11 protein-coding genes, 1 tRNA gene and 6 pseudogenes are annotated in these 26038 nt (G+C 67.8%); 9 read left to right on the plus strand and 9 right to left on the minus strand.

Annotation, left to right across the window (positions count from 1 at the left end; genetic code table 11):
- Window positions 1–64: 64 nt before the first annotated feature.
- Complete coding sequence (locus ACHMW8_RS08995; RefSeq protein ID WP_395445323.1) at window positions 65–1777, minus strand: glycoside hydrolase family 43 protein; 1713 nt, start codon at window positions 1775–1777, stop codon at window positions 65–67.
- A gap of 426 nt (window positions 1778–2203) precedes the next feature.
- Between ACHMW8_RS08995 and ACHMW8_RS09000 the strand changes: the two are divergent.
- The 3 genes and pseudogenes from ACHMW8_RS09000 to ACHMW8_RS09010 all read left to right on the plus strand — a co-directional run.
- Window positions 2204–2428: pseudogene (locus ACHMW8_RS09000) on the plus strand (glycoside hydrolase N-terminal domain-containing protein); the annotation flags it as partial.
- Window positions 2429–2465: 37 nt separating this feature from the next.
- Entirely contained in the window at window positions 2466–4379 is a 1914-nt protein-coding gene (locus ACHMW8_RS09005; protein ID WP_395445324.1) for a glycosyl hydrolase family 95 catalytic domain-containing protein, read from the plus strand.
- On the plus strand, window positions 4376–6715 hold the full coding sequence (locus ACHMW8_RS09010; RefSeq protein WP_395445325.1) for a beta-L-arabinofuranosidase domain-containing protein: 2340 nt from the start codon (window positions 4376–4378) through the stop codon (window positions 6713–6715). The genes ACHMW8_RS09005 and ACHMW8_RS09010 overlap by 4 nt, the downstream gene beginning before the upstream one ends.
- 53 nt (window positions 6716–6768) lie before the next feature.
- On the opposite strand, the pseudogene ACHMW8_RS09015 reads toward ACHMW8_RS09010, so the two are convergent.
- A pseudogene (locus ACHMW8_RS09015) lies at window positions 6769–9757 on the minus strand (TonB-dependent receptor plug domain-containing protein).
- Between the two features lie 347 nt (window positions 9758–10104).
- A complete protein-coding gene (locus tag ACHMW8_RS09020) occupies window positions 10105–11100 on the minus strand; it encodes a LacI family DNA-binding transcriptional regulator (protein ID WP_395445932.1) in 996 nt (331 codons plus the stop codon).
- A 538-nt stretch (window positions 11101–11638) separates the two neighbouring features.
- On the opposite strand from ACHMW8_RS09020, the gene ACHMW8_RS09025 reads away from it, so the two are divergent.
- The 3 genes from ACHMW8_RS09025 (at window position 11639) to ACHMW8_RS09035 (ending at window position 18679) form a co-directional block, all read left to right on the plus strand.
- Window positions 11639–12574 (plus strand): alpha/beta hydrolase, encoded by a 936-nt coding sequence (locus tag ACHMW8_RS09025; RefSeq protein WP_395445326.1) that lies wholly within the window; start codon window positions 11639–11641, stop codon window positions 12572–12574.
- A gap of 185 nt (window positions 12575–12759) precedes the next feature.
- A complete protein-coding gene (locus tag ACHMW8_RS09030) occupies window positions 12760–18120 on the plus strand; it encodes a putative Ig domain-containing protein (RefSeq protein WP_395445327.1) in 5361 nt (1786 codons plus the stop codon).
- A 232-nt stretch (window positions 18121–18352) separates the two neighbouring features.
- Window positions 18353–18679: a hypothetical protein gene (locus ACHMW8_RS09035; RefSeq protein WP_395445328.1), complete on the plus strand. Its 327-nt coding sequence runs from the start codon at window positions 18353–18355 to the stop codon at window positions 18677–18679.
- Here ACHMW8_RS09035 and ACHMW8_RS09040 read toward each other — a convergent pair.
- From ACHMW8_RS09040 to ACHMW8_RS09050, 3 genes and pseudogenes are all read right to left on the minus strand, one after another.
- A tRNA-Arg gene (locus ACHMW8_RS09040) sits at window positions 18650–18726 on the minus strand. The genes ACHMW8_RS09035 and ACHMW8_RS09040 overlap by 30 nt on opposite strands.
- A 52-nt stretch (window positions 18727–18778) precedes the next feature.
- Window positions 18779–20101 carry an NCS2 family permease gene (locus ACHMW8_RS09045; protein WP_395445329.1) on the minus strand — a complete coding sequence of 441 codons (1323 nt, stop codon included), beginning with the start codon at window positions 20099–20101 and terminating at the stop codon, window positions 18779–18781.
- A gap of 70 nt (window positions 20102–20171) precedes the next feature.
- Window positions 20172–21135: pseudogene (locus ACHMW8_RS09050) on the minus strand (ABC transporter ATP-binding protein).
- A 243-nt stretch (window positions 21136–21378) separates the two neighbouring features.
- On the opposite strand from ACHMW8_RS09050, the gene ACHMW8_RS09055 reads away from it, so the two are divergent.
- Both ACHMW8_RS09055 and ACHMW8_RS09060 read left to right on the plus strand, forming a co-directional pair.
- Window positions 21379–21696, plus strand: a complete 318-nt coding sequence (locus ACHMW8_RS09055; protein WP_395445330.1) for a zinc-finger domain-containing protein — start codon at window positions 21379–21381, stop codon at window positions 21694–21696.
- Window positions 21674–22132 carry an acyl-CoA thioesterase gene (locus ACHMW8_RS09060; RefSeq protein WP_125157085.1) on the plus strand — a complete coding sequence of 153 codons (459 nt, stop codon included), beginning with the start codon at window positions 21674–21676 and terminating at the stop codon, window positions 22130–22132. The genes ACHMW8_RS09055 and ACHMW8_RS09060 overlap by 23 nt, the downstream gene beginning before the upstream one ends.
- 674 nt (window positions 22133–22806) lie before the next feature.
- Here the strand turns inward: ACHMW8_RS09060 and ACHMW8_RS09065 are convergent.
- A pseudogene (locus tag ACHMW8_RS09065) lies at window positions 22807–22966 on the minus strand (hypothetical protein); the annotation flags it as partial.
- Window positions 22967–23097: 131 nt separating this feature from the next.
- Window positions 23098–23365: pseudogene (locus ACHMW8_RS09070) on the minus strand (hypothetical protein); the annotation flags it as partial.
- Window positions 23366–23996: 631 nt separating this feature from the next.
- Between ACHMW8_RS09070 and ACHMW8_RS09075 the strand changes: the two are divergent.
- Complete coding sequence (locus ACHMW8_RS09075; protein WP_125157083.1) at window positions 23997–24392, plus strand: SRPBCC family protein; 396 nt, start codon at window positions 23997–23999, stop codon at window positions 24390–24392.
- Between the two features lie 22 nt (window positions 24393–24414).
- On the opposite strand, the pseudogene ACHMW8_RS09080 reads toward ACHMW8_RS09075, so the two are convergent.
- Window positions 24415–26033: pseudogene (locus ACHMW8_RS09080) on the minus strand (long-chain fatty acid--CoA ligase).
- Between the last annotated feature and the right edge of the window lie 5 nt (window positions 26034–26038).

Consider the following 26038-nt stretch of genomic DNA (forward strand, 5'->3'; position numbering starts at 1 on the left):
CTGGGCGCATCGTTGACGGTCGCCTCGGCGCCGTCTTCCGTTGGTCAAAAGTCCGCGTCGGTGTTCACTGGCCCTGGGCGCCGCCGTCGTGGGCGTAGACGCCCAGCAGAGCGCCCACGAAGCCGCCGGCCTTCTTGGTCGAGAGGATCGATCCATCCTCGTCGGCCTTCAGGGTCTTCCACTGTCCGGCGGCCAGGGCGTACGAGAAATCGTAGGCGCCGCCCCGGGCGGTGATTTTCAGCCACACGGGCGCACCCGCCTTCAGGGTGACCGGTGCGCTGGCGATCTTCACGCCGCTTTCCGGGTCGTTGGGGCCGGCGCGGCGTTCGAGCACGATCTCGTCCCGACCTTGGGCGTTCCGCTCCAGGCCCAGGAAGAAGAAGTGGCTGTCGTTCTGCACCGCGACCATGCCCGCCTTGTCGCCGACCTTGGTCGGGCGGAAGCGCATTTTGGTGGCGGCGCTGGCGTTCTGATGCTGCTGGCGGCGTCCCCAGAAGGAGGGCTGGGTCATGCCGCCGATGGTCTCGGGCCGCGCGGTCAGGATCAGCTTGCCGCCGTCCAGTCGCCACCAGCGCTCCCGAGGGATCCGCATGGTCACCCAGTTGAGCGGCAAGGCCTTGCCATCGAACTCGTCGCGAGCCTTGAAGGCGCCGGCCGTCGGCGGCGGCTTTGGCGTCGTCTCCGGCAGATCCGGCTTGGCGTGGACGTAGGGAATGGTCTTGCCGTTCTCGAGAATGATCGGCCAGCCGTCCTTCCATTCAACGGGCAGCAGGAAGGTCTCCCGGCCGGTGTTGTAGAGGTCGTCGCCATAGGGGCGCACCGCCAGGAAGGTCGCCCACCACTTTCCGTCCGGCGTGTCGACCAGGTTGGCGTGGCCGGCCGAGGTGATCGGCAGGGGACGGTCCTTCGGCAGGCCGCGCTGGGTCAGGATCGGATTGTTCGGGTACGGAACGTACGGCCCCCAGGCGCTCTTGGAGCGCAGGGCGACCTGGCTGTGGCCTTCGGCCGTGCCGCCCTCGGCCGCGATGAGGTAGTACCAGCCGTCCTTCTTCAGGATGTGCGGGCCTTCGGGCCAGATCGGCTTGGCGGCGGGATTGACGCCCTTGTCCAGCAGCAGCTTGCGTTCGCCGACGGTCTTTCCGGTCTTGATGTCGTAGGCGATCGCCCAGATGGCGCGGTGGCCGCTGTATTCAGGCGGCCCCGGGGGCTCGCCATTGAAGACGATCAGGGCGGCGCCGTCGTCGTCGAAGAAGAGATACGGATCGATGCCCTCGACCTTCGGCAGCCAGACCGGGTCCGACCATGGGCCTTTGGGGTCCTTCGCCGTGATCAGGAAGTTGCCCTTGCAGTCGACACAGGTGTTGAGGAGGTAGAACGTGCCGTCGTGGTGGCTCAGCGTCGGCGCGAACACCGCGCGCGAGAGGCCCAGACGCCCGAAGTCGAGCATGCCTGGGCGGTCGATGGCGTTGCCGATCTGCTTCCAGTGCACGAGATCCGTCGAATGGAAGATCGGCAGGCCCGGGAACCAGGCGAAGGTCGAGCTGACGAAATAGAAGTCCTTGCCGACACGCATGACCGCCGGGTCGGGATAGGTGCCCTTGAGGATAGGATTGGCGTACTGGCCGGCGGTCGGCTTGAAAGCCGCGTCCGACGGATCCGCGCCTTCGTATTCGAACCAATCGAACGCCGCCGTCGGCGCGGCCCTCGAGGCCGGATTGAGCGCCTGCGCATGGGCCGTTCCGGCGAGCAAGGCCAGGGCGGCGGCCAGGCTCAGCATCCGTCCATGGAGCGATTGTCGCGATTGACGACCTAGCGAAGCGTGCGCTGACATGACGTTTCGTCTCTCCCTGCCGCGTCGGCGCGCGGTCGTTATTATGTCGGGCAAGTCGCCCGTCCGGATCGCCATGCGTCATGGCCTAGCCAACCCTAACGCGCGAAATGAAGTAATGGTAGCGCTAACTTTTGGGGGTGAGTCGGTTGTCGCGATCCAGCTTGTAGGCTGGCGCGCGAGTGTGCTTTTGTCGGAGTATTATGACGCTGACTCGCCGCTCCACGCTCGCCGTCCTCGGCGCCGCCTCGGCCCTGACCGCGGCGCCGGCGCGCGCCGCGCGGACCAAGGCCTCGCCGCCGCGCCTCTGGTATCGCCAGCCGGCCAGGGAATGGGTTCGAGGCCCTGCCGGTCGGCTCCGGCAAGCTGGGCGCGATGGTGTTCGGCGGCGTCGCGTCCGAGCGGCTGCAGCTGAACGAAGACACCCTTTGGGCTGGAGGGCCATACGATCCGGCCAATCCCGAGGCGCTGGCGGCGCTGCCGGAGATCCGCCGCCTGATCGACGCCGGCGAATACGCCCAGGCCACCAAGCTGGCCGACGCCAGGTTCCTGGGTACGCCCAGGCGGCAGATGGCCTACCAGACGATCGGCGACCTGAAGCTCGACTTCCCGGGGCTGGGCGAGGCGAGTAGCGACTATGTGCGCGACCTCGACATCGACGGGGGCGGTCGCCGCCACGACCTTCACGACCGGCGGCGTACGCTATCGCCGAGAGGTGATCGGCAGTTATCCGGACGGGGTGATCGCCGTGCGCCTGAGCGCCGGCCGCAAGGGCGCGATCAGCGTCGATCTGTCCTTCGCCAGCCCGCTGAAGTCCAAACCCGTCGCGACGGTCGAGAGCGGCGTCCTGGTCCTGACTGGCGCCAATGAGAGCCGGGAGGGTATCTCCGCCGCCCTGACGTTCGAGTGCCGCGTGGAAGTCCGCGCCAAGGGGGGCGCGGTGACGGGACAGGGCGGCGTGTTGTCGGTCCGGAATGCCGACGAAGTCGTGCTGCTGATCGCGGCGGCCACCAGCTATCGCAGGTACGACGACGTCTCCGGAGACCCCAAGGCGCTGAACAACGCGACGCTGACCAGGCTCGTCGGCAAGCCCTGGGCGAAGATCCTGGCCGATCACCAGGCCGATCACCGGGCGTTGTTCCGTCGTGTCAGCGTCGACTTCGGCCGCACCCGCGCCGACCTGCTGCCCACGGACGAGCGAATCCGGCGGTCGCCGAGCACGGACGATCCCTCGCTGGCGGCGCTGTATTACCAGTACGGCCGCTACCTGCTGATCGCCTGCTCGCGTCCCGGCGGCCAGCCGGCCAACCTGCAAGGGGTCTGGAACGACAAGACCTCGCCCCCCTGGGAGAGCAAGTACACGATCAACATCAATACCGAGATGAACTACTGGCCGGCCGAGCCGACCCATCTCGCGCCCTGCGTCGAGCCGTTGATCGCCCTGGTCCAGGACCTGGCCGTGACCGGCGCCCGCACCGCCAAGGTCATGTACGGCGCGCGCGGCTGGGTCGTCCACCACAACACCGACCTGTGGCGCGCCACCGCGCCGATCGACGGCGCGATCTACGGCGTCTGGCCCACGGGCGGCGCCTGGCTCTGCAAGCACGTCTTCGACCACTACGACTACAGCCGCGACAAGGCCTATCTGGCCCGCGTCTATCCGCTGATGAAGGGCTCGGCGCGGTTCTTCCTCGACACCCTGGTCGTCGATCCGAAGTTCGGCGTGCTGGTCACCAGTCCGTCGATCTCGCCGGAGAACGATCATGGCCATGGCTCCTCGCTGGTCGCCGGTCCGACCATGGACCAGGCGATCATTCGGGACCTGTTCGACAACTGCCTGAAGGCCGAAGGCGTCCTTGGCGCGGATCCGGCCTTCGTCGCCGAGCTGACGGCGACACGCGACAAGCTGGCGCCTTACAGGATCGGCAAGGACGGCCAGTTGCAGGAATGGCAGGAGGATTGGGACGCCGACGCCAAGGAGCCCCAGCACCGGCACGTCTCGCACCTCTATGGCCTGTTTCCGTCCGATCAGATCGGGATCGACACCACGCCGAAGCTCGCGGCGGCGGCCAGGACCTCCCTGCTGAAGCGCGGCGACCTCACCACCGGCTGGGCCATCGCCTGGCGGCTGAACCTCTGGGCGCGACTGGGCGACGGGGACCACGCCCACGAGGTGCTCAGGCTGTTGCTCGGCCCCGAGCGGACCTATCCGAACATGTTCGACGCCCACCCGCCGTTCCAGATCGACGGCAATTTCGGCGGAACCTCGGGCATGACCGAGATGATCCTGCAAAGTCGCAACGACCGCCTTTATCTGCTGCCGGCCCTGCCATCGGCCTGGCCGACCGGCCACATCACCGGCCTGAGAGCGAGGGGCGCGGTCGGTGTCGATGTGCGTTGGGCGGGCGGCAAGCTTTCGGAGGCGGTGCTGACCGCCAAGGTCGACGGCCACCATACTGTAGTTCATGGGTCATCGACCCTGGAGATCGAGATGAAGCAAGGTCAAAGCGTCCGCCTCGCGGCCCGCGACGGCGTCCTGGTGCGCGCATGAGCGGCCAGGCTCTCACCCCCAGCCGGCGGTCGGTGCTTCTGGCCGGCGCCGCTCTGTCCGTCACGTTCGCCGCCAGGGCCTCGGCCCAGGCGAGCAACCCGTTGCGCAAGGTCGAGCCGATACCCGCCCGATACGTGACGCTGGAGCCGTCGCCGTTCGCCGACGCCATGGCGGCCAACCGTCGCTACCTGCTGTCGCTGGACCCAGAGCGCTTGCTTCACAACTTCTACTGGTCGGCCGGCCTGCCGGCGAACAAGCCGCGCTACGGCGGATGGGAGGGCGAGAGCATCGCCGGTCACTCCCTGGGCCATTGGCTATCGGCCTGCAGCCTGACGGTGGCCAATACCGGCGATCCCGCCGTCGCCGCCGTCCTCGACCGCGCGCTCGCGGAGATGGCGAAAATCCAGGCCGCCGAGGGCGACGGCTATGTCGGCGGTACGACCGCCGAGCGGGGCGGCAAGGAGGTTCCGGGAAAGGTCATCTTCGAGGAAGTCCGGCGCGGCCAGATCGAGGTCACCTGGACGCTGAACGGCGGCTGGGTCCCGATCTACGCCTATCACAAGGTGCTGGCGGGGGTGATCGACGCGCATCTGCTGGCTGGCAATGACCGGGCCTTGCCCATCGCGCTCGGCCTCGCCGACTATCTGGCCGGGGTTCTGGCGCCCCTCTCGGAGGAGCAGGTTCAGAAGGTCCTGTCGGTCGAGCACGGCGGCATCCTGGAATCCTACGCCGAGCTCCATGCGATCACCGGCGACGCGCGCTGGCTGCGAACCGCCGAGCGGCTGCGCCACCGCGCCTTCGTCGATCCGCTGCTGGTCCGCCGCGACGCCCTCGCCGGGCTGCACGCCAACACCCAGATTCCCAAGGCCGTCGGCCTGGCGCGCTTCTACGAAACGACCGGCCAGGCCGACCACGGCGAGGCGGCGGCGTTCTTTCACCAGACGGTCGTCGATCACCACAGCTATGTGCTGGGCGGCAATTCGGAGCGGGAGCACTTCGGCCCGCCGGACCAGCTGGGCGGCACGCTGACGACGGGCACCTGCGAGGCCTGCAACACCTACAACATGCTGAAGCTGACGCGGCATCTCTATGCCTGGAAGCCCGACGGCGCCCTGTTCGACTACTACGAGCGGGCGCAGCTCAATCACATCCTGGCGCACCAGCGGCCCGACACCGGACAGTTCGTCTATTTCATGCCGCTTCAGGCGGGCGCCAAGCGCGACTACTCCACGGCGGAGGACAGTTTCTGGTGTTGCGTGGGCTCGGGCATGGAAAGCCACGCCAAGCACGCCGACAGCATCTTCTGGCGCGGGCCGGAGGCGCTTTACGTCAATCTCTTCACGCCCTCCACGCTGGATCTGCCGGGCGACGCCAGGCTCGAGCTGCGGACCCGCTATCCCGAGCAGGGGACGGTCACCGTTCGGGTCGCCCGTCCCTCGAAGGCCGTCACCACCCTGGCCATTCGCCGACCCGGCTGGGCGCGGGACGCGCGGATCGCGCTGAACGGTCAGGCGCTCGCCGCGCCGGTCTCGGACAACTACTGGCGCGTGACGCGCGCGTGGCGGGAAGGGGACACGATCTCCGTAACCTTGCCGATGACCCTGCGCGCCGAGCCGCTGAAGGGCGCGCCGACGACCTACGCCTTTCTCAGCGGCCCCCTGGTCCTGGCGGCGGACCTTGGCCCCGCGAGCAAGGCGTTCGACGGGCCCGCGCCGGCGCTCCTGGCCAAGGCCGCGCCGACCGACGCCCTCGTTCCCAGCGCCGCGCATCGCTACGCCACGGTCGATGTCCTGGGGCGGAGCCAAACCCTGCGGCCGTTCAACGCCCTCTATGACCGGCGCGCGGCGGTCTACTTCCAGACCTTCACGCCGACGGACTGGAAAGCGCAGCGCCAGGACTATCTGGCGTCCGAGGCTCGCCGGGCCGACCTGGCGCGGCGCACGATCGACGTGTTCCATATCGGCGAGATGCAGCCCGAGCGCGATCACGGGCTGACGGCCACGGCCGGACAGCCGGGGACCTTCTATGGCCGTCACAGCCGGTCGATCCCCGAGGGCGCGGAGGTGTCGTTCACGATGGCCCGTCGACCCGGCGCCGCGTTCCTGCGCGCCACCTATTGGGGCAACGACGCCGACCGCGAGATGGCGATCGAGTTCGATGGGCGGCAAGTCGCCGTGGAGCGTCGGTCCGGACCCAAGCGCAACGACTGGGTCATCGTCGACTATCCCCTGCCGCCCAGCGACCAGAAGCGCTCGAAGGTCAGGCTGATCGGTCGCAAGGGGACGAGTGTCCTCTACGGGCTCGAGCTGATCGAAGCGCCGCGGCGCGAGACCTGAAGCAAAAATAAGGAGGTCAGGCGCGGACGCCTGACCTCCGTAGTCGGGGGGATCTAGAAGCGGAAGCGAACGCCCGCGCGGTACATCCGGCCGACGATGTCGTAGAGGGCCGGGTTGGCGTAGTTGGGCGACTTGGCCGGATCGCGGTCGAACAGGTTGTCGATCTTGAAGTAGGCGCTCACGTCCTTGCGGATGTTGTAGGTCCCGCCGACGTCCATGTAGAACGCGCCGGGCATGAAGTTCTTGTCGATGGTCGGCGCGTTGGGCGTCGAGGCGGGGCAGGTTCCCGGGGCGCAGACCACATACTGGTTGCCGTAGTTGCCGTCGGTGAACCAACGCTCCTGCAACGTCAGGGAGAAGCGGTCGGTCTCGTAGCTCTGGATCGCGAGCCATTTCCAGTTGGGCGTATTGCCCTGGTTCACGCCCGCGGAGTCGACCGGCACGGTGCCGGGCAGGCCCGTGTCCGTCCAGAAGTCGCGGATGTGGGTGGCCAGGGCGCGCAGGGTGAAGGCGCCCGACAGGCCCAGCGGTTGCTGCCAGCGATAGCTGGCCTCGATGTCGAAGCCGCTGGTCTTGATCGACGCCAGGTTGAAGGACTGGACGTTGATGTAGTTCGGGCCGTTGGGGTTGTTGAGGTTATAGGCGCTACAGGTCTGGGGCAGGACCTTGTCGATGCAGTAGTCGACGATCTGGGCCGCGCCCCAGGCTGGAGACGACGTCGTCGACCTTGATCTTGTAGTAGTCGAACGACGCGCTGAAGCCTGGCAGCCAGGCCGGATTGGCCAGCACGACGCCGATCTGCGAATTGCGCGCGATTTCCGGCGTCAGGTTCGGGTTGCCGACGGCGTTCTGGATCGCCACCACGTTCCGATTGTTCGCCCGATCGAAGAAGTTCGGCAGGGTCGTGGTGACCGGTGCGGCGAATAGCTCCGACAGGTTGGGCGCGCGGACGTCGCGCGAGGTCACGCCACGGAAGCGCAGGCCGTCGATCGGCGTGTCCCAGGTTCCGCCCGCCTTCCAGGTCCAGATGGTGCCCGAGGTGCTGTAGTCGGTGACCCGCGCCGCGGCGTTGAAGTTGGCGCGGCCGGCGGAGTCGTTGTTGAACAGCGGCAGGTCGACCTCGAGGAAGGCTTCCTTGACGTTGTAGACGCCGTCGCCGTTCTTGTAGTTGCCCGCGTGCCAGTTGTTGCCGAGAGTGTTGAGCAGCGGATCCGCCGGATAGCTGCCGCCGTAGGGGCTGCGATCGGCGACGCCGGCGCCATATGGGTCCGCGCGGACGGTGTAATATTCCCGGCGATATTCAGCGCCGAAGGCCACCGAAAGCGGGCCGGCCCACAGGTCGATCGGGGCGCCCGAGAAGTTCAGGCTGGCCACGTCCTGTTTCATGAGCAGGCGCTGGAACGGGCCGGCGGCGGGTTGGACATATTCCAGGGCCGCGGCGGAGGGCGGCTTGCCGCCGAAGATGTTGAGCGGCTGGCAGCCGTTGGCGCGCGCCACGGGATCGGCGCAGACGATCGCCCCGTTCAACGTGGTGGCCTGGATCGCCTGGTTGAAGCGCGGCGTCAGGATGATGTGGTCGACGTCGATAGCGGTCTTGTTTTCACCGTGCTGGTAGTAGGCGTCGTAGGTCCAATCCGAGCCCACCGCGGCGAACTTGCCCTTCAGGCCGGCGACGACGCGATACTGACGACGGTCTGTATGGACCTTGGTATTGGGCAGCACCGCGTTGCTGACGCCGTACTGGAAGCTGGTGATGCCGGCGGTCGCGCAGGCGTCCCGCACCGAGGTCGGCAGGTAAGGGTTGGAGCACTGCAGCGTCAGGCCCGTCCGATTCATGCCGTTGACGGGCTGGTTGCTGGTCTTGACCTGGCCCAGATTGAACGAGACGTAGGCCTCATTGCCCTCGGCGAAGTCGTAGCCAACGCGGCCGTAGGCGACCTTGCGCTCGATCTTCGACTGCAGCGTCCGGCCCGAGTCGACGTTACCGGACAGGTCGCCGCCGACGCAGAAGCCCGGGAAGCAGCCGGTGACGGCGCCGCCAGCGGTCTTGGACGGAACGCCGTTCGAGCCGTATTGGAACTGGAACGGGTTGCCAGCCTGGTCGAAGGCGATGCCTTGCAGCGGACCGGCCGTGATCAAGCCGTACTTGGTGTAGGCGTACGGCTGGGCGTTGTCGCGCATCACGTACCGCGGCGAGCCGTCATTGAGGACGTTGCGATCGATCATGGTCGTCTGGGTGAACCAGTGACGGTCACCCGCCAGGTCCAGGCCGAAGTCGCCCGGACCGACGCCGTTCTCCTTGGCCCATTCGACGCTGCCGACCACATGCACGCGGTCGCCCGCGAAGCTGCGGCCGCCGGCCAGCTGCACCAGGCCTTGCTCGTTGTCGTTGTACTTCGAGATGCCCGCCTGGACGTTGCCTTTCAGGCCCTCGAAGCGCGTGTCGGTGATGAAGTTGACGACGCCGCCCACCGCGTCCGAGCCATAGGAGGCCGAGGCGCCGCCGTTCACGACGTCGACGCGCTGGATCAGCAGTTGCGGGAACAGGCTGACGTCGGTGACGCCCGTATAATAGGCCCCGACCACGCGCTGGCCGTCCAGCAGGGTCAGGGTGCGGATCGTGCCCAGGCCGCGCAGCGAGAATGAGCTCAGGCCCTGCTGGCCGCTGGATGTGCTGAAGGTGTTGGTCGCCGAACCGCTCGAGCCCTGTAGCGACGGCAGTTGGACGATGGTGGCGAAGATGTTCGGCTGCGCGTTGTTCTGGATCTGAGCTTCGCCGATCACCGAGGTCGGCGTCGGGGCCGTGAAGCCCGTGGTCTGGATGCGCGTGCCGGTGACGACGACCTCGGTGACGGTGGCCGAGTCATTGGCCGCCGCCGGAGTCGAGGCTGTCTGAGCCAGAGCCGGCGCGGCGGCGAACAGGGCCGCGGTCACCGCGCCGGCGCTGGCGGACCGCAGAACCCGGTTCCGAAGCTGCGCCGCGCTGCTCCGAGCCTTGATCCGGGCGTGACTGGGCGCGCCGCCGTCCTCCCCGGACGTCATGCCGTTGGCGTTCATTCTCATCCCTCCCTATCCGCGGGCTCACCGGCGCCGCGTGCTTGATCGTCGCCACGGCGGATCGCGATGGTAACGTTATCGTTGATCTTGGTATGGTCGCCGGCGCCGTGTCAATACTCCGACATATTATCATTCGAGCGACCGCTCGGCGTCGCCGCGCCGGGCTGGCGCTGGTCAGTCAAACCCAGCCAGGGCGCGGGCAAGCCTGAGAACGGTTCTGGTGATCGGGAGCGATAACGTTATCGGGCGCGCCGGCGTTCGGAGCGGCGGGTGAAGCCCTGCGGGCAAGACGATCGGCGTGGCTCTCTAGATGAGCTCCACGCCCGAATTTCTCACGGCGGCGAGGTCGAGAGCCGGCGCACGAGCTGGTGATCGAGCACCCGGTCGCGGCGATCGGCGAGATGTGTCTCGGCCCCGGAGATCTGGGCCGCCAGCAGGCCAAGCGCTTCGGCGGCCAGCTCGCGAACGGGCTGGCGCACTGTGGTGAGCGGGGGCCACAGGGTGACCGCCGCGGCGGTGTCATCGAACCCGGCGACCGTCAGCGCGCCGGGCACATCAAGGTGTCGGCGGTGCGCGACCGACACCACCGCCGCGGCCATGTCGTCGTTGCTGGCGAAGATCGCCGTCGGCGCGGGTGACGCATCCAGCAGGAGTTCCGCGGCCGCGAGGCCCGAGGTGAAGCTGAAATCGCCCTGCGCGATCGTCGTCTGCACGTCGTCGGCCTCCCGAACCGCCGCGTAGAACCCCGCCAGCCGCTCGGCGCTCGCCGCCTGGTCGGGATTGCCCAGGATGAAGCCCAGGCGGCGATGCCCTTCGGCGATCAGATCCCGCGTCATCTCGTAGGCGGCCCGGCGATCGTCGATCCGGACGCAGATGGCTCCCGCCACGCCATAGGCGCCGACCGCCGCCAGCGGCAGTCGCGCCTTGCGCAACACCCGCAGGACCGTGGAGGATTCGCCCAGGGGTGGGGCCAGGATCACGCCGCGCACGCCCGCGGCGATCAGGTTCTTCAACTCGGCGTCCTGGGGCGGGCGTCCGCCCTCCCCGCCCCTGAGCAGGATCAGGCGGGCGCCGCGCGTGGAGGCCTCTTCGTAGACCCCGGTCAGGAACTCGCTCATGAAGGCGGCGCTGGGATTGGAATAGATGACGCCGATCCGCAGCTCGGCCGAGGTCACGAGGCTTCGCGCGGCGACGTTCGGCGTATAGCCCAGGCGATGGATCGCTTCGGTGACGACAAGTCGTGTGTCAGGGCCGACGCCCGGGCGAGCGTTGATCACGCGCGACACGGTCATGGGGGAAACACCGGCCGCGGCCGCGACATCGACGATTGTTGGGCCGCGGACGCCCTCGGTGTTTCTGGCCAATCGTCTACCCCGCCACTGTCGTTGCAGTCCTACCTAGTCGATTGTCGGCTCGACTCAAAACTGGCGCCGCGGGACGCGCTGACCTGCCGGCGGCGTCACGTTTATCGGTATTGCACCGTTATTGGTTGGACAGGTTCAAGTAAATACGGTTACGTTAACGCAACCATTCCGTAATCTGTCTTACAGATTTGGGGCATGGCGCGGCCTTTGACGCGTGTCGAGGCCACCTAGCGCTTCGTCCCCTTGGTCGCGAGCTTTCGACTGCCCGCTCTCCCCTCCTGGGCGGCCCGCCCGAGTCCGACGCAAATCGCCAGGCTCGGGCGGCTTTTTTTATCCCTTTAGCGCGCGGCGCCGGCCAAACTCGGCCGTCATCGGGGCGTGACAAGCCCTCAGCATATTTGTAGGAGTTAAAAGCCGGAGTGATACCGGTCACAAAGTTATAATGGGAGGTTGCGCCATGGAGTGGATCAACAACGATCGCCGTTCGGCGTGGATGAGGGCGATGCGCGCGGGCCTCGCCGCGGGCGCCCTGGCCGTAACGTGCGCGATCGCCGCGCCCGCCCAGGCCCAGGCCGACAAGATGACGCCGATCGCGACCCCGGCGCAGCCCAAGGCGATCGTGCTGGGTACCGGCGCGCTGCCGGGCGCCGCCGCCGCTGAATCCTGGCACAGTCAGTACGGCAGCGTGTTCGCGCGCAATGTCACCGTGGCGACCTTGACTCCGTTCCTTCCCGATCCGGCCAAGGCCACGGGCGCCGCGGTCATCGTCGCGCCCGGCGGCGGGTTTCGCACCCTGTCCATGGAAAATGAAGGCTGGCAGGTCGCCCAGGCCCTGGCCGACCGGGGCGTGGCCGCCTTCGTGCTCAAGTATCGCCTGAATCAGACGCCCGCCGACATGGCCGGCTTCGAGCGCTCCATGACCGAGATGTTCGCCAATACGGCGCGAAACCCCCGGCCAAATCCCGAGCAGGCCATCGCGGGTCTGGCCCCGCAGATCGCCGACGCCCGCGCCGCGTTCGCCCTGGTCCGCGGGCGCGCGGCCGAATGGCATGTCGATCCGGACCGCATCGGGATGGTCGGGTTCTCGGCGGGCGCGATGCTGACCATGGCCACCACGCTCGCGGGGCAGGACGCCAAGCCCGCCTTCATCGGGACGATCTATGGCTCGCTGGCGCCCGTCACCGTTCCGGCTGACGCGCCGCCGCTGTTCGTCGCGCTGGCGGCCGACGATCCCTTCTTCGCGAATGGCGGATTTGGCCTGATCGAGAGCTGGCGGTCGGCCAAGCGGCCGGTCGAGTTCCACCTCTACGAACAGGGCGGTCACGGCTTTGGCATGTATCAGAAGACAACCACCAGCACCGGCTGGTTCGACGCCTTCGCCCGCTGGATGGGAATGCACGGGCTCCTGAAGCCGGCGAGCGCGTCGCCGGGGAACTAGTCCGGGCAGCGCGCGGCTTAGGCCTGCAAACGTTTCGTTTCATGCAGCTTTCAGGCGAGTACTCAATTCGAGCGCGGCCTATGGTGGGGCGTTTTGTCGCTCGCCGAACGGGGTTTTGGTAACGTCTAAATTAAAGGTCGAGGCCGCTGTCTGCGCGCACGCAAAGCGCACAGCCAGGCCCGTAGATGACCGTTTCGTCTTTTGTTTCTCCGACCACCCAGTCCGCTGCATCGGTGATCTGGCGGCGGGTCGTGCGCGCCTGGGCGGCGCTGATCCTTGTGGCGGTGACATTGTCCGCAGGGCCGGCTTTGGCGGTGACCAAGACGGTCAATAGCATCTCGCTGGACATCAACATGCCGCAGGCCCAGCGCGGCGTGCAATATTCCTACCAACTGGCGCCCAGCGGGAGGACCGCGCCCTACACCTTCCAGATCCTGTCGGGAGCGCTGCCTGCGGCCTTCACGATGTCCAGCTCGGGCCTGGTCACAGGGGTCAACTGCGTCAGCACCAATGGCAGCTACAACGTGGCGGTGCGAGTGACGAGCGCCGATGGTCAGTACGCTGACTTTGTCAGCAACCAGTCGGTGTCTATCAACATGACCGCCGGCCCGGCCAACAGCTGCGCGCTGGCGGGCGGGGCCATCAGCTCCGGCGGCTCTACCCCGCAGGTCGGCGAATACTATTCCGCCACCATCTCGGCTTCCGGCGGAGCGGCGCCCTACACTTACACCGTTGCTACCGGCTCCCTGCCGACGGGCCTTAGCCTGAGCACGTCGGGCACGATCAGCGGCACGCCGACGACGGCCGGCAGCTTCGACTTCCAGATCCAGTCAGCAGATTCGGGCGGTAATACGGGCTACACGCAATACACGATGACGGTGGCGGCGGCCTCCTCGGTGGCGGTCAGCCCCACCAGCCTGCCAACCCCGGTCCTGAACACGGCCTACAGCCAGACCGCTTCGGGCAGCGGCGGCACGGCGCCCTACACCTTCGCCGTCAGTGCGGGGACGCTGCCCGCGGGCTTGTCCCTCAACGCTTCGACCGGCGTGATCAGCGGTACGCCGACCACAGCGGGCGCTTACAGCTTCACGATCCGCGCCACGGACTCCGCCAGCCAGAGCAACTCGCGCAGCTACTCCGGCACGATTATCGCGGCCCTGTCGATTACGACCGCCACCCTGCCGACGCCGGTTCTGACCCAGGCCTATAGCCAGACGATCGCCACCTCGGACGGCACGGCTCCGGTGAGCTTCTCGATCTCGGCCGGCAGCTTGCCGTCGGGCCTGTCGCTGAATACGTCGACGGGCGCGATCACGGGCACGCCGACCGCGGCCGGCGCCTACAGCTTCACGGTCCAGGCGACCGACGCCAACGCCGTAGCGGCCACCCGCGCCTACAGCGGAACGATCGCCTCGACCCTGGCGATCATCACGGCGACCCTGCCGACGCCGGTTCTGACCCAGGCCTATAGCCAGACCGTCGCCACGTCGGGCGGCGCGGCTCCGATCAGCTTCGCGGTTTCGGCCGGCAGCTTGCCGACGGGCCTTTCGCTGAACACGTCGACGGGCGCGATCACGGGCACGCCGACCGCGGCCGGCTCCTACAGCTTCACGGTCCAGGCCGCCGACGCCAACAGCATCGTCGCGACCCAGGCCTACAGCGGGACTGTCGCGGCGGCGCTGACGATCACCACGACGACCCTTCCGACGCCGGCCTTGAGCGCGGCCTACAGCCAGACGGTCTCGACGTCGGGAGGGACGGCTCCCGTGACCTTCACGGTCTTGGCCGGCAGCCTGCCGGCGGGTCTGTCGCTGGACAGCGCGACAGGCGCGATCACCGGGACGCCTACGGCGGCCGGCGCCTACAGCTTCTCGATCCAGGCGACCGACGCCAACAGCCTCGTCGCCTCTCATGCCTATAGCGGCTCGATCGCGACGGCGCTGGCGATCACCACGACGTCTCTGCCGACTCCCGCCCTGAGCACGGCCTATAGCCAGACGATCGCCACCTCGGGCGGAACGGCTCCGGTGACCTTCGCGGTCTCGGCCGGCAGCTTGCCGACGGGCCTGTCGCTGAATGCCTCGACGGGCGCGATCACGGGCACGCCCACCTCGGCCGGCGCCTACGGCTTCACGGTCCAGGCGACCGACGCCAACAGCATCATCGCCACCGAAGCCTATAGCGGTTCGATCTCCAGCGGCGTCGTGATCACGACGGCCAGCCTGCCCACGCCTTTGCTGAGCGTGGCGTACAGCCAAACCGTCTCGACCTCCAACGGGGCCGCGCCGGTGACCTTCTCGGTTTCGGCCGGGAGCTTGCCGGCGGGCCTTTCGCTGAATGCCTCGACGGGCGCGATCACCGGCGCGCCGACGGCCGCGGGCGCCTACAGCTTCACAGTCCAGGCGACGGACAACAACGGCGCGACGGATGTCCGCGCCTATAGCGGCGCGATCGCCAGCGCCCTGTCGATCGCCACGACGACCCTGCCGACGCCGCTGCTCGGCGTCGCCTATAGCCAGACGGTGTCGACCTTGGGCGGGACGGCGCCGGTGACCTTCTCGGTCTCGGCCGGAAGCTTGCCGGCGGGCCTTTTGCTGAATGCCTCGACGGGCGCGATCACCGGCACGCCGACGGCCGCGGGCGCTTACAGCTTCACGATCCAGGCCAGCGACGGCGCCAGCGTCACCGCCACCCAGGCCTACAGCGGCGCGATCGGCAACAGCATCTCGATCACCACTGCGGCGATCGTCACCCCGGTCCTCACCCAGCCCTACAGCCAGGCAATCGCCTCGACCGGCGGGACGGCGCCGGTGACCTTCTCGGTCTCGGCCGGGAGCTTGCCAGCGGGCTTGTCGCTGAACACCTCGACGGGCGCGATCACCGGCGCACCGACCGCGGCCGGCGCATACAGCTTCACGATCCAGGTCAGCGACGCCAATAGCGTCACCGCCACCCAGGCCTATAGCGGCGCTATCGCCGAGTCCCTCGCGATCACCACAGGCAGCCTGCCAACCCCCGTGATGGGCGCGCCCTATGCCGCGACGGTGGGCGCCACGGGCGGGACTGCGCCCGTGACCTTCTCGATCTCAAGCGGCGCCCTGCCTGCCGGTCTCAGCCTCAATGGCCAGACCGGCGCGATCAGCGGGACTCCGACCACTGCAGGGCCCTACGCCTTTACGGTTCAAGCGACAGACGCGCGAAACACGACGGCTAGCCAGTCCTATCAAGGCGATGTCGCCGCGACGCTGACGATCACCACGACCGAACTTGGTCCGGCGACAGTCGGCCAGACCTTCGCCGGGAGCGTCGCCGCCCAGGGCGGCAAGGCGCCCTATGCCTTCACCGCCAGCGGGCTTCCGCCCGGCCTTACGATGGACGCGAGCGGCGCGATCAAGGGGAAGCCGACAGCCGTGGGCGCCTACACCGTGACGGTTCAGGTGACCGACGCCAACGGCGCCAAGGCCGGCCAGACGCTCGCCCTCACGGTCGCTTCGGCGGTCGCGGCCAGGGATCAGTCCATCGACGTGCCGTACAACACCGCCACGACCATTACCCTGGCGAGCCTGAACGCGGGCGACGCCGTGGCGCTGCAGTCCGAACCGGCCCATGGCGCGGTGTCGCTGATCGGCCCGATCGTGGAATACACGCCCGAGGCCGGCTATATCGGCGCGGACGGTTTCAGCTTCAAAATCACCGGCGCCTGGGGTGAGTCGAGCCCCGCCTCGGTCAAGCTCAACGTGCTGCCCCCGCCGCCGCCCACGGCCGAGCCGCCGCCTACCGCGACCCTCGACACCGGCGTCACCGGTGGCCTGGGCGGAACCGGCGCCAACGGCGATGCGGCCATCGTCGTGGACAAGGTCAATTTCAACCTGGCCAGCCTGGTTAAGGGCATCGTCACCGACGTCCAGATCGCCACCCAGCCCCGACACGGCAAGGTCGAGCTGGTGCGCACCGCGGCGCGGGTGGCCGCGCGTGACGCCGGAACGCGTCTGTGCGCGGTGGCGGCGCCCGCCGTCCCGGAGGTCACCGCCGTCTATACCGCCGACAAGGGCTATGTGGGCCGTGACAGCTTCACCTTCATCGCCATCGGGCCTGGCGGTGTCTCGGCGCCCGCCACCGTCAATATCGAGGTGATCAAATCGACCCCGACCGCTCCGATCCTGAAGGTCACCGCGATGGGCGGCCGCAAGGTCACCGTCGACCTGACAGCCTCGGCGACCGACGGTCCGTTCCTGGCTGCGGCGCTGGTCGCCACGCCGGCGGCCGCGATCGGTACGGCCCGCCTGATCGAGGGCGGCTCGGCGGAGGCCCACACTTATGCGCTGGAGTTCACGTCGAAAGGCGCGTTCACCGGCGACATCACCTTCACCTACACCCTGACCAATAGCTCGGGCGTGTCGGACCCGCTGACCGTGATCCTGACGGTCGAGGCGCGGCCCGATCCGACCACCGACGCCAGCGTTCGCGCGATCAACGACGCCCAGACCGAGACCGCTCGTCGCTTCGCGGGGACGCAGCTCGACAATTTTGGACGGCGTCTTGAAAGTCTGCACGGCGGCCAGTCCGGCGATGGCTTTGGCCTGAACCTGGTCTCGGGCGTCGGCCAGGCGGACGCGTGTCGCCAGCGTGCCCATACGCCGGAAGAAGATCGCGCCTGCCGGGAGCGTCCGGCAAGTCCCGCCGAGCCAGGCGCGGGGCCGGCTCAGCGCCCCATCGGCCAGGTTGAGGTCTGGGCGGGCGGGGCGATCACGGTCGGCCGCCGCGACGCCGACACGCGACTGGCGAAGCTGACGGTCCAGACCTCGGGCGTGAGCGGCGGCGCCGATGTGCGACTGTCGCCGGCGATCACCGTCGGCGTGGGCGGCGGCTACGCCTCGGACGTCACCAAGCTGTCGGGCGGCAAGGGCCGGGTAGACGCCGACGGCTGGACGGCGGCGACCTACGCCAGCCTCCATCCGGCTTCTGGCGTCTTCGTCGACGCGGTGGCGGGCGTCGGCCGGCTGACCTTTGATACGCGTCGCACGACCGCGGCCAGCCAGGCGATGGTCACCGGCGAGCGCGACGCCTCCCTGCGGTTCGGTTCGTTGACGGCCGGCTATGACGGCGCGGCGCGCCACGTGACCTGGTCCCTGTATCTGAGGGCCAAGGCGCTGGACGCCAAGCTGGACGCCTATGCCGAGCGCGGATCGGATGTCTATGCCCTGGCTTACGACAAGCGTCGCCTGAACTCGCTGGTCGGCGTCATCGGCGGCCGCGTCCAGTTCGACCGCGAAATGGGCGAGGTCAGGGTCACGCCGCGCGTGCGGATCGAGTACTCGCACGAGTTCGCCGCGGTGGATCCGCAGCGCATCCGCTATGCGGACTGGCTGGATGGGGCGTCCTATCAGCTGGTGGGCGATGCGTGGGCCACGGATCGCGTGACCCTGGGCGTCGGCAGCGGCCTGGGCTTCGAGAACGGCTGGTCGCTGGATCTCGATCTCGGCGGCGAACTGGCCAAGCGCCAGTCGTCCGCGACCGCCCGGATAGGAGCGGCCAAGCGGTTCTAGGGGGATGCCGGTCCGGATCGTTCACCCGGTTCGGACCCGGCTCCTCGACGCGGATCTCTATGTTGGGTTCCGCGCGGTTCTGAATGTCTGCAACTGGCGCAGCGCCGCCGTGGAAGCTGACCTCCGCCATCTGGACCCGGTAAACAGGCCAGCCCATGGCAGCAGGCCGCGCCTTATCCGCTGGCGCCTCAAATTCGCTCATCTATAGGATGCGGTGTAAGGGGGCGCACCTATGGCGGAGCAGGCCGTTTGGGGCATTCACGCCGGGAAGACCGGCGACGCCGAGGCTCTTTTCGCTGATCGAAGCTGCATCGCGATCGGATGGCCCGAAGCGGGAGATCTCAGCGCTCTCAAGGCGAACCGCGAAAAATACAGCAAGACCTATCCCGAGCGCACAGCAGGCCTTGTGCCTGTCGCCGCCGGCCAGCTATTTCGGTTCGCTCACGAGATCCAAGTCGACGATTGTGTCGTGTTTCCAGCCAAGCTGGACCTGTGGGACGCTTTGTCGGTCTCGTTTAATTCGGGAAAATGGCGCACCCGACACGATTCGAACGTGTGACCTTTGCCTTCGGAGGGCAACGCTCTATCCAGCTGAGCTACGGGTGCATCCCTTGCGGGAAGCGGGTCTTAGCCGAAAGGCGGCGCGTACGCAACGCGATCACGCCGCTCCCATGTAGATGAAGCGGGCCACGAACAGCGCCGCCAGGACGAACAGCAGCCAGTCGCCGGGCCTGGCCTGGCCGCGCGCCAGTTTCAGGATGGCGAAGGCGGTGATGCCGAACGCCAGGCCGTTGGCGATCGAGAAGGTCAGCGGGATGGCGATCACCGTCAGGAAGGCGGGGATGGCCACGCCCGGATCGTCCCAGTCGATGTCGGCCAGGGCGCCGACCATCATCGAGCCGACGATGATCAGGGCGGGGGCGGTGGCGGCGGCCGGGATGGCCTGGACCCAGGGCGCGAAGAACAGGGTCAATAGGAACAGGACGCCCACGACGATCGCGGTCAGGCCTGTTCGGCCGCCGGCCGCGACGCCCGAGGCGCTCTCGATATAGCTGACCACGGTCGAAGTGCCGGCCAGCGAGCCGCCGATCGTGGCGATGCTGTCGGCCGTGAGGATGCGGTTAAGGCGCGGGATGGTCCCGTCGGGCTGGATCAGACCCGCCTTCTTGGTGACCGCGACCAGGGTGCCGACATTGTCGAACAGGTCGACGAACAGGAAGACGAAGATCACCTCGGCGATCGCCATGCCGGCGCCGCCGTTCAGGCGCAGGGCGGCCGGCACGTCGAGCTTGAAGGCCGTGGCGGTCAGGGCCGCCAGACCGTACTCGCCGGGCGTCACCTTCGCCAGGCCCAGGGCCCAGCCCGCGGCGGCGGCGACCAGAATGCCGATCAGGATCGCGCCCTTGACCCGCCAGACCATCAGCCCGCCCATGACGGCGAGGCCGAGTATGGCCAGGATCGCCGTCGGCTGGGTCAGGTCGCCCAGGGCCACCGTGGTGGCCGGATTGGGGACGATGATGCCGGCCTCCTTCAGGCCGATAAAGGCGATGAACAGGCCGATGCCCGCCGCGATGGCCGAGAACAGCGGACGCGGAATGGCCCCGACGATCAGCTGGCGAACGCCGGCCACGGTCAGAACCAGGAAGGCGATCCCCGACAGGAAGACGCAGCCCAGGGCGGTCTCCCACGGCAGGCCCATGCCCTTGACGACCGTGAAGGTGAAATAGGCGTTGAGGCCCATGCCGGGGGCCAGGGCGATCGGGTAGTTGGCGATCAGCCCCATCAGGATCGAGCCGAAGCCGGCGGCGAGGCAGGTGGCGGCGGCGACGGCGGCGATCGGCATGCCGGCCTGGCCCAGGATCGCCGGATTGACGATCACGATATAGGCCATGGTCAGGAAGGTGGTGAAGCCGGCCAGCGCCTCGGTGCGCAACGATGTGCCGTGGGCCTTTAGCCCGAACCGCTTCTCCAGGAAACTCATCGCCGCGACCCCCGTCCCATTCGAAGCGGGAGTGTTGGCGGCGTGTTCCCGGGAAGGCAAGCGTCTACCGTCAGTCCTTGGTCGGATCGGCCGCGTTCGGGTCGCCATAGGTCAGGGCCAGGAAGACATCTTCCAGATCCGGGTCCTCGGTGGCGATGTCCTTGATCTTCAGGCCGCTGGCGCGGACCGCCGCCAGCACCTGCTCGACGCTGGACTGGCCGGTGCGATAGCTGACCTGGAAGGCGCCGTTGGCCCGCAGCTTGGTGTCGAAGCCCGCCAGGGCCGGGGCGGCCAGAACCGGTTCCTCGGGCGTGACCACGACGTTGCGACTGTCCATCCGGCTGAGCAGGGTCGCGGTGGGCTCGCAGGCCACCACCTCGCCGCGGTTGATGATGGCGATCTCGTCGCACAGCTCCTGGGCCTCTTCCAGGTAGTGGGTGGTCAGCACGATGGTGACGCCCAGCTCGTTGAGGCCCTTCACATAGTGCCAGAGCTGGCGGCGCAGCTCGACATCGACCCCGGCGGTCGGCTCGTTCGAGGATCAGCACCGGCGGCTGGTGGACCATGGCCTTGGCCACCATCAGGCGGCGCTTCATGCCGCCCGACAGCTGGCGGACATAGGCGTTGGCCTTGTCGCCCAGGCCCAGGGCGTTGAGCAGCTCGTCGGTGCGGCGCTCGTTCTTGGGCACGCCATAGAAGCCAGCCTGCACCTCCATCGACTCGCGCGGGGTGAAGAAGACGTCGGCGGCCAGTTCCTGCGGCACCACGCCGATCGCGGCGCGGGCGTCACGCGGACGCTGGTCGATGTCGCGGCCCCAGATTCGGACCGTGCCCGAGCTCTTGCGCACCAGGCCGGCCAGGATGTTGATGAAGGTCGACTTGCCCGCGCCGTTGGGACCCAGCAGGCCGAAGATCGAGCCGCGTGGAATCTTCAGGTCGATGCCGTTCAGCGCCCGCTTTTCCGGCGAGGTCTTGGTGGCGGCATAGGTCTTGTACAGGCCCTCGGCTTCGATGGCGTAGGCGGGCAGGTCCATGGAGCGTCCAGATAGAAGATGGGCGGATCGGGTGGCGGGAAGGCCGGGAAATGTCGTTTGAGGCGCGCGTCGATTGACGGCGCCTTTGAGCGTCGCATAGGTATGCCTCGTTCGCCGCCGCGCCAAGGCCGCGTCCGGAGCCTTTCTCGCGAGAAAGGCTCCTGTCTATCGTTTGGCGCGCGACGGACGCCGAAACCGGCGGCCACTTTCGTCTGTCGCGCTCGAAATCAGGGATTTCCCAATATGGCCAAGACCCCGTCCACTTCCGCTCTCGACGCCCTGCCCGGATCGGCGACGGCCGAGCCGGCGACGGTTCCGACCGCCATGGACACCCTGGCCCAGGTCGGACCCGCGCCGGAGACGATCATGGTCCGCTCGCACCGCATCGCCTGCGACGGCGTCGGCGGGGCGCTGGGCCATCCGCGCGTGTGGCTGGAGATGGGCGCGGCGGGCTTCGTCGACTGCTCCTATTGCGACCGCCGCTTCGTGGCCTCGACGGCCGTGGGCGACGAGGACGAAATCCTGGCCCCGGGGGTCTATGAAGGCGCCGGCGGGCACTGACCCCTTGACCGACGAATCCGCCTCGAACCGCGCCGAGACCCTGGCCAAGGCCTGGGAGGCGCTGGAATGGCCGCATGAGGCGCCGGTGCTGCGCGCCATCGCCATGCCGTCCGACACCAACCCCGAGGGCGACATCTTCGGCGGCTGGCTGCTGTCGCAGATGGACCTGGCGGCCGCCTCGGTGGCCTTCCATCGCGCCGCCGGCCGCTGCGCCACCATCGCCATCGACGGCATGACCTTCATCAGCCCCGTGTTCGTCGGCGACGAGGTCAGCCTGTTCGCACGCCTGATCCACACGGGCCGCACCTCTCTGAGGGTCCAGGTCGAGGCCTGGCGCCGCCGCCGCGACGGCGAGCAGGCCCACAAGGTGACCGAGGGCGTCTTCACCTTCGTGGCCATCGGCGACGACCGCAAGCCGAGGCCGCTGCCGGTTTAGGGCGCTTCGGGCGCATAAGCCGCTCATAGGCTCTCCCCTGCTCTCCGCCCCGCTTGGGGGCGGACAGACCTGCGTGAGCAGGTCGGGTTGGGGCCGGTGCTAATTCAGACAAGCGTGAACCGCTTCACGCGGCGCGGCCGCTGAAGGCGTGTGGGGAGGCGACGGAGCGGCCGGGCGAACCCGGAGACCGTGAGGTTTGTTTTGTTTCGGCTCGCTGACCGCTCCGCCAGGCTGTTCTTGCCCGTGAGGTCGGGAGGCGTGAGCGTTGTCTGCTCGGGTCCCCGTTTACCCCCGGACGGGCGCGGACCAAGTCGATCGGCTACATCCGTCTCGACCCCGACGATCCACGATAGGCGGCTTGTACGATCACCGCCCTGTCGATCCGCTGAGGGTTTGGCCCCGGAGACTGCCCGTTCGCCTGCCGATCCGCCTAAAGAGTACGGACGGGGCGACTTTCGAGCCTCCGGGAACCGCCAGCGGCCCCGCTCAACCTACCCCCGCCGCCGTATTGGGCCGGATCCAAACGCCCTCCCCCGCGACGGGGATGGCTTTGATTATCGCGGCGGATTCAACGCGGATCATTCAGCGGCGCGAAAAATCGACAAGTCGTTGATTTCGTGAGGTTCTGTTCCGCGAACGCCGAGGATAGAGCCCCCTCAATCCCCACAAACAACCGTCATTCCCGCCCTTGTGGCGGGAACCCCTGGTTCAGCTGACCCGTGAGACGCAAGCGGACTGCTCAGCAGTCCGCCCCTCCCGTACCTGCGGCGGACAGAGGGGTTCCCGCCACAAGGGCGGGAATGACGGGATGTTTTTAACACGGGGTTTAGCCATCCGACCCCCGAGGTCGGAACCATCCTTACATCTCACGGCGAGACGATCGCAGGGCTGTAGGGGTTGCTCAAGGACGACGCTCCGCGTCGCCGCGCGCGGCCGCCGGAGGCGGTCCTTGACCAACCCCTACAGCCCTGCACGCTGCAGCCTCCAAGAGATTTAAGGATCGCACCGACCAGGAAGGTCGGCTTTCGACCCTAGTCGGACATTCGAACTCAGACCAGCTAGTATGAGGCCATGAGTGTTCCGATCGATCGGGTTGGCAGGATTTTGGCCGGCGATGAGGCTGGATGGTTCGTCAAGGTTCTCGACGACAACGGCAGCACCGGCGGCTTCCTAATCTTTACCTCTCCTGTGCCGACGTTCGAGACAGGCTTCGATGGCTGGGTAGCGGATCACGATGGCCTTGTCGGGTACTTCATCGAGTCCGGTTGGAAGGTCGAATGGTCGTAGATCAACAGCCGCTTTCCACCCCGAACAGACCTCGGCCCGGCCCGCTTTCCGGAATGACGCCCAAGTTCTGGTTTCGGGCGCGGCGCCCGTTTCTGCACCCGGCCCGTTTGCGTTCCTTATAGGGACGAGTTTGACCTAGGTCGCCGGCTAGTGAGGCCGGCGCTTTTTGAGATAGGCGTCAATGCGAGCGCTTTCTCCCCGGGCCGACCAAGCAGAATAAGCGAACGCAACACCAATGCCGGCTGCGACAAGCGCACCAAGGCTCATCATCCCGACATATAGGATCAAGCCTACGCGGTCGTGAGATAGGTGTCCGTGTTGTTGGTAGGTACCGGTGCTGATGGCGCGAACTGCCAAACCCGCGCCAAAGAAAGCCGCGAGAAACGTACCGACAGAAAGCAATCCGGCCCGGACCCGGTTTCGCATCTCATTCGTCATGGATGCATCTTCGGGCAACATTACTTAAGGCTTCATTCCGGAAGTCCGATAACCCCCCCAAGCTGACACTCTGGACAGCCGCTCCGCTTTAGCGAAAGTGACCCCAGCCCAGACCCAGGTGACCGTGGAGTAGAGACCCATGTTCGAGTCGCGCTACATCAGCATCCGCATCCACAAGCCGGCGGAGGCGGTCTACGCCTTCGCCAAGGATCCCGAGAGCTTCCCCAAATGGGCGGCGGGTCTGGCCTCGGGTCTGACCCGGGACGGCGAGCGGTGGGTCGCCCACGGTCCGGGCGGCGACGTCCGCGTGCGGTTCTCGCCGGATAACCCCTATGGCGTGCTCGATCACTGGGTGACCCAGCCGGACGGGACCGAGCTCTACATGCCGCTGCGGGTGGTGGCCAACGGCGAGGGGGCCGAGGTCGGCATGGTCCTTTACCGGCCGCCCACCCTGTACGACGACGCCGCCTACGATCGCGACGCGGCGGCCGTGGCCAGGGACCTGGCCAGGCTGAAGGCGCTGCTCGAGGCGTGACGGCTTCCCGCGCGCCGTAGCGCTAGCCGATGAGGTGAGCCTTCCAGGCCTCGCGCAGGACCTTCTTGTCGATCTTGCCCGTGGCGGTCAGCGGCACGACGGCGAAGACCACATCGTCGGGCGTCCACCATTTGACGATCCGGGCGCCAGGTAGTCGAGCACATCCGCCTTGCTGATCACCGAGCCCTCGTGGGCCTCGATGACCAGCAGCGGGCGTTCCTCCCACTTCGGATGCGGCACGCCGACGACGGCGGCGATCCGCACGCCGGGGCAGCCGACAGCGACGTTCTCCAGGTCGATCGAGCTGATCCACTCGCCGCCAGACTTGATGACGTCCTTCTGGCGGTCGGTGATCCGCATGAAGCCGTGGGCGTCCAGCGTGGCGATGTCGCCAGTGTCGAACCAGCCGTCCGCCCGCGCGGCGTCCTCGTCCTTGCGGAAGTAGCGACGCACCACCCAGGGGCCGCGCACCAGCAGGGCGCCGGAAGTCTCGCCGTCGCGCGGGGCCTCGGTCCCGTCCTCCAGTTCGACGCGTAGCTCGACGCCGAACTGAAGGCGGCCCTGGCGGGTCCAGATCGCCTCGTCCATCGCCTCTTCGCCGAGGGCCGCGAGGGCGGGCGTGGGGGTGGAGACGACCCCGATCGGGCAGGTCTCGGTCATGCCCCAGATCTGCAGGGTCTGGACGCCGTAGAGCCGCTTGAACGCCTCGGCCATGGCGCGCGGCACGGCGCTGCCGCCGATGACGACGCGCTTCAGCGTCGTGGGCGAGGCGTCGTTCCGTTCCAGCCAGTCCAGATACATCGTCCAGATGGTCGGCACGCCGCCCGTGAAGGTGACGCCCTCGCCCTCGATCAGCGCGTGCAGGCTGGCGCCGTCCATCTTGTCGGCCGGCAGGACCAGCTTGGCGCCGCACAGCGGGGCGCTGAACGGCAGGCCCCAGGCGGTGGCGTGGTAGAGGCTGGAACAGGGCATGACCACGTCGAAGGCGGTGAAGCCGAACGCGCTGTTCAGCCCGCCGGCCATGGCGTGCAGCACCACGGCGCGGTGCGAATAGAGCACGCCCTTGGGATCGCCCGTCGTGCCCGAGGTGTAGCAGAGGAAGGCCCCGGCGTTCTCGTCGAAGACCGGCCAGTCGAAGCTTTCAGCCTCGCCGGCGATCAGGGCCTCGTAGCTGGTCGCGCCGACGTCGCCGGGGATCGTCCGCTCAGGATCCGAAAGCATGACGAAGGTCCGCACCGTGGTCAGCTGGGGGGCGATCCGCTCGACCAGGGCCGCGAAGCTCCGTTCGTAGAACAGCACGCCGCTTTCCGCGTGATTGATCGTGTAGACGATCTGCTCGTCGAACAGGCGGGGATTGGCCGTGTGCAGCACCGCGCCGAGGCCGGGGACGGCGTAGAACAGCTCCAGGTGCCGGTGGGTGTTCCAGGCCAGGGAGGTGACGCGGTCGCCGGCCCTCACGCCCAGGCGCTGGAGGGCGTGGGCCAGCTGGGCCGAGCGACGACCCAGACCCGCATAATCGTACCGCCACAGCGGCTCGTCGATCAGCTTGGAGACAACCTCGCGCGTCCCGTGGGCCTGGGCCGCATAGGTCAGAATGCCGCTGATCATCAGCGGCGTCGTCTGCATCAGGCCCGCGATCATCGGTC

This window comes from Caulobacter sp. UC70_42 (assembly GCF_044056025.1).
GTDB lineage: Bacteria > Pseudomonadota > Alphaproteobacteria > Caulobacterales > Caulobacteraceae > Caulobacter.

What these genes read in the sequence shown, in the direction of transcription:
- ACHMW8_RS09055 (WP_395445330.1), top strand. Translation starts at nt 21,379, where the DNA reads ATGGCCAAGACCCCGTCCACTTCCGCTCTCGACGCCCTGCCCGGATCG.
- ACHMW8_RS09075 (WP_125157083.1), top strand. Translation starts at nt 23,997, where the DNA reads ATGTTCGAGTCGCGCTACATCAGCATCCGCATCCACAAGCCGGCGGAG.
- ACHMW8_RS09010 (WP_395445325.1), top strand. Translation starts at nt 4,376, where the DNA reads ATGAGCGGCCAGGCTCTCACCCCCAGCCGGCGGTCGGTGCTTCTGGCC.
- ACHMW8_RS09005 (WP_395445324.1), top strand. Translation starts at nt 2,466, where the DNA reads ATGTGCGCGACCTCGACATCGACGGGGGCGGTCGCCGCCACGACCTTC.
- ACHMW8_RS09025 (WP_395445326.1), top strand. Translation starts at nt 11,639, where the DNA reads ATGCGCGCGGGCCTCGCCGCGGGCGCCCTGGCCGTAACGTGCGCGATC.
- ACHMW8_RS09045 (WP_395445329.1), bottom strand. Translation starts at nt 20,101, where the DNA reads ATGAGTTTCCTGGAGAAGCGGTTCGGGCTAAAGGCCCACGGCACATCG.
- ACHMW8_RS08995 (WP_395445323.1), bottom strand. Translation starts at nt 1,777, where the DNA reads ATGCTGAGCCTGGCCGCCGCCCTGGCCTTGCTCGCCGGAACGGCCCAT.
- ACHMW8_RS09060 (WP_125157085.1), top strand. Translation starts at nt 21,674, where the DNA reads ATGAAGGCGCCGGCGGGCACTGACCCCTTGACCGACGAATCCGCCTCG.
- ACHMW8_RS09035 (WP_395445328.1), top strand. Translation starts at nt 18,353, where the DNA reads ATGGCGGAGCAGGCCGTTTGGGGCATTCACGCCGGGAAGACCGGCGAC.
- ACHMW8_RS09030 (WP_395445327.1), top strand. Translation starts at nt 12,760, where the DNA reads ATGACCGTTTCGTCTTTTGTTTCTCCGACCACCCAGTCCGCTGCATCG.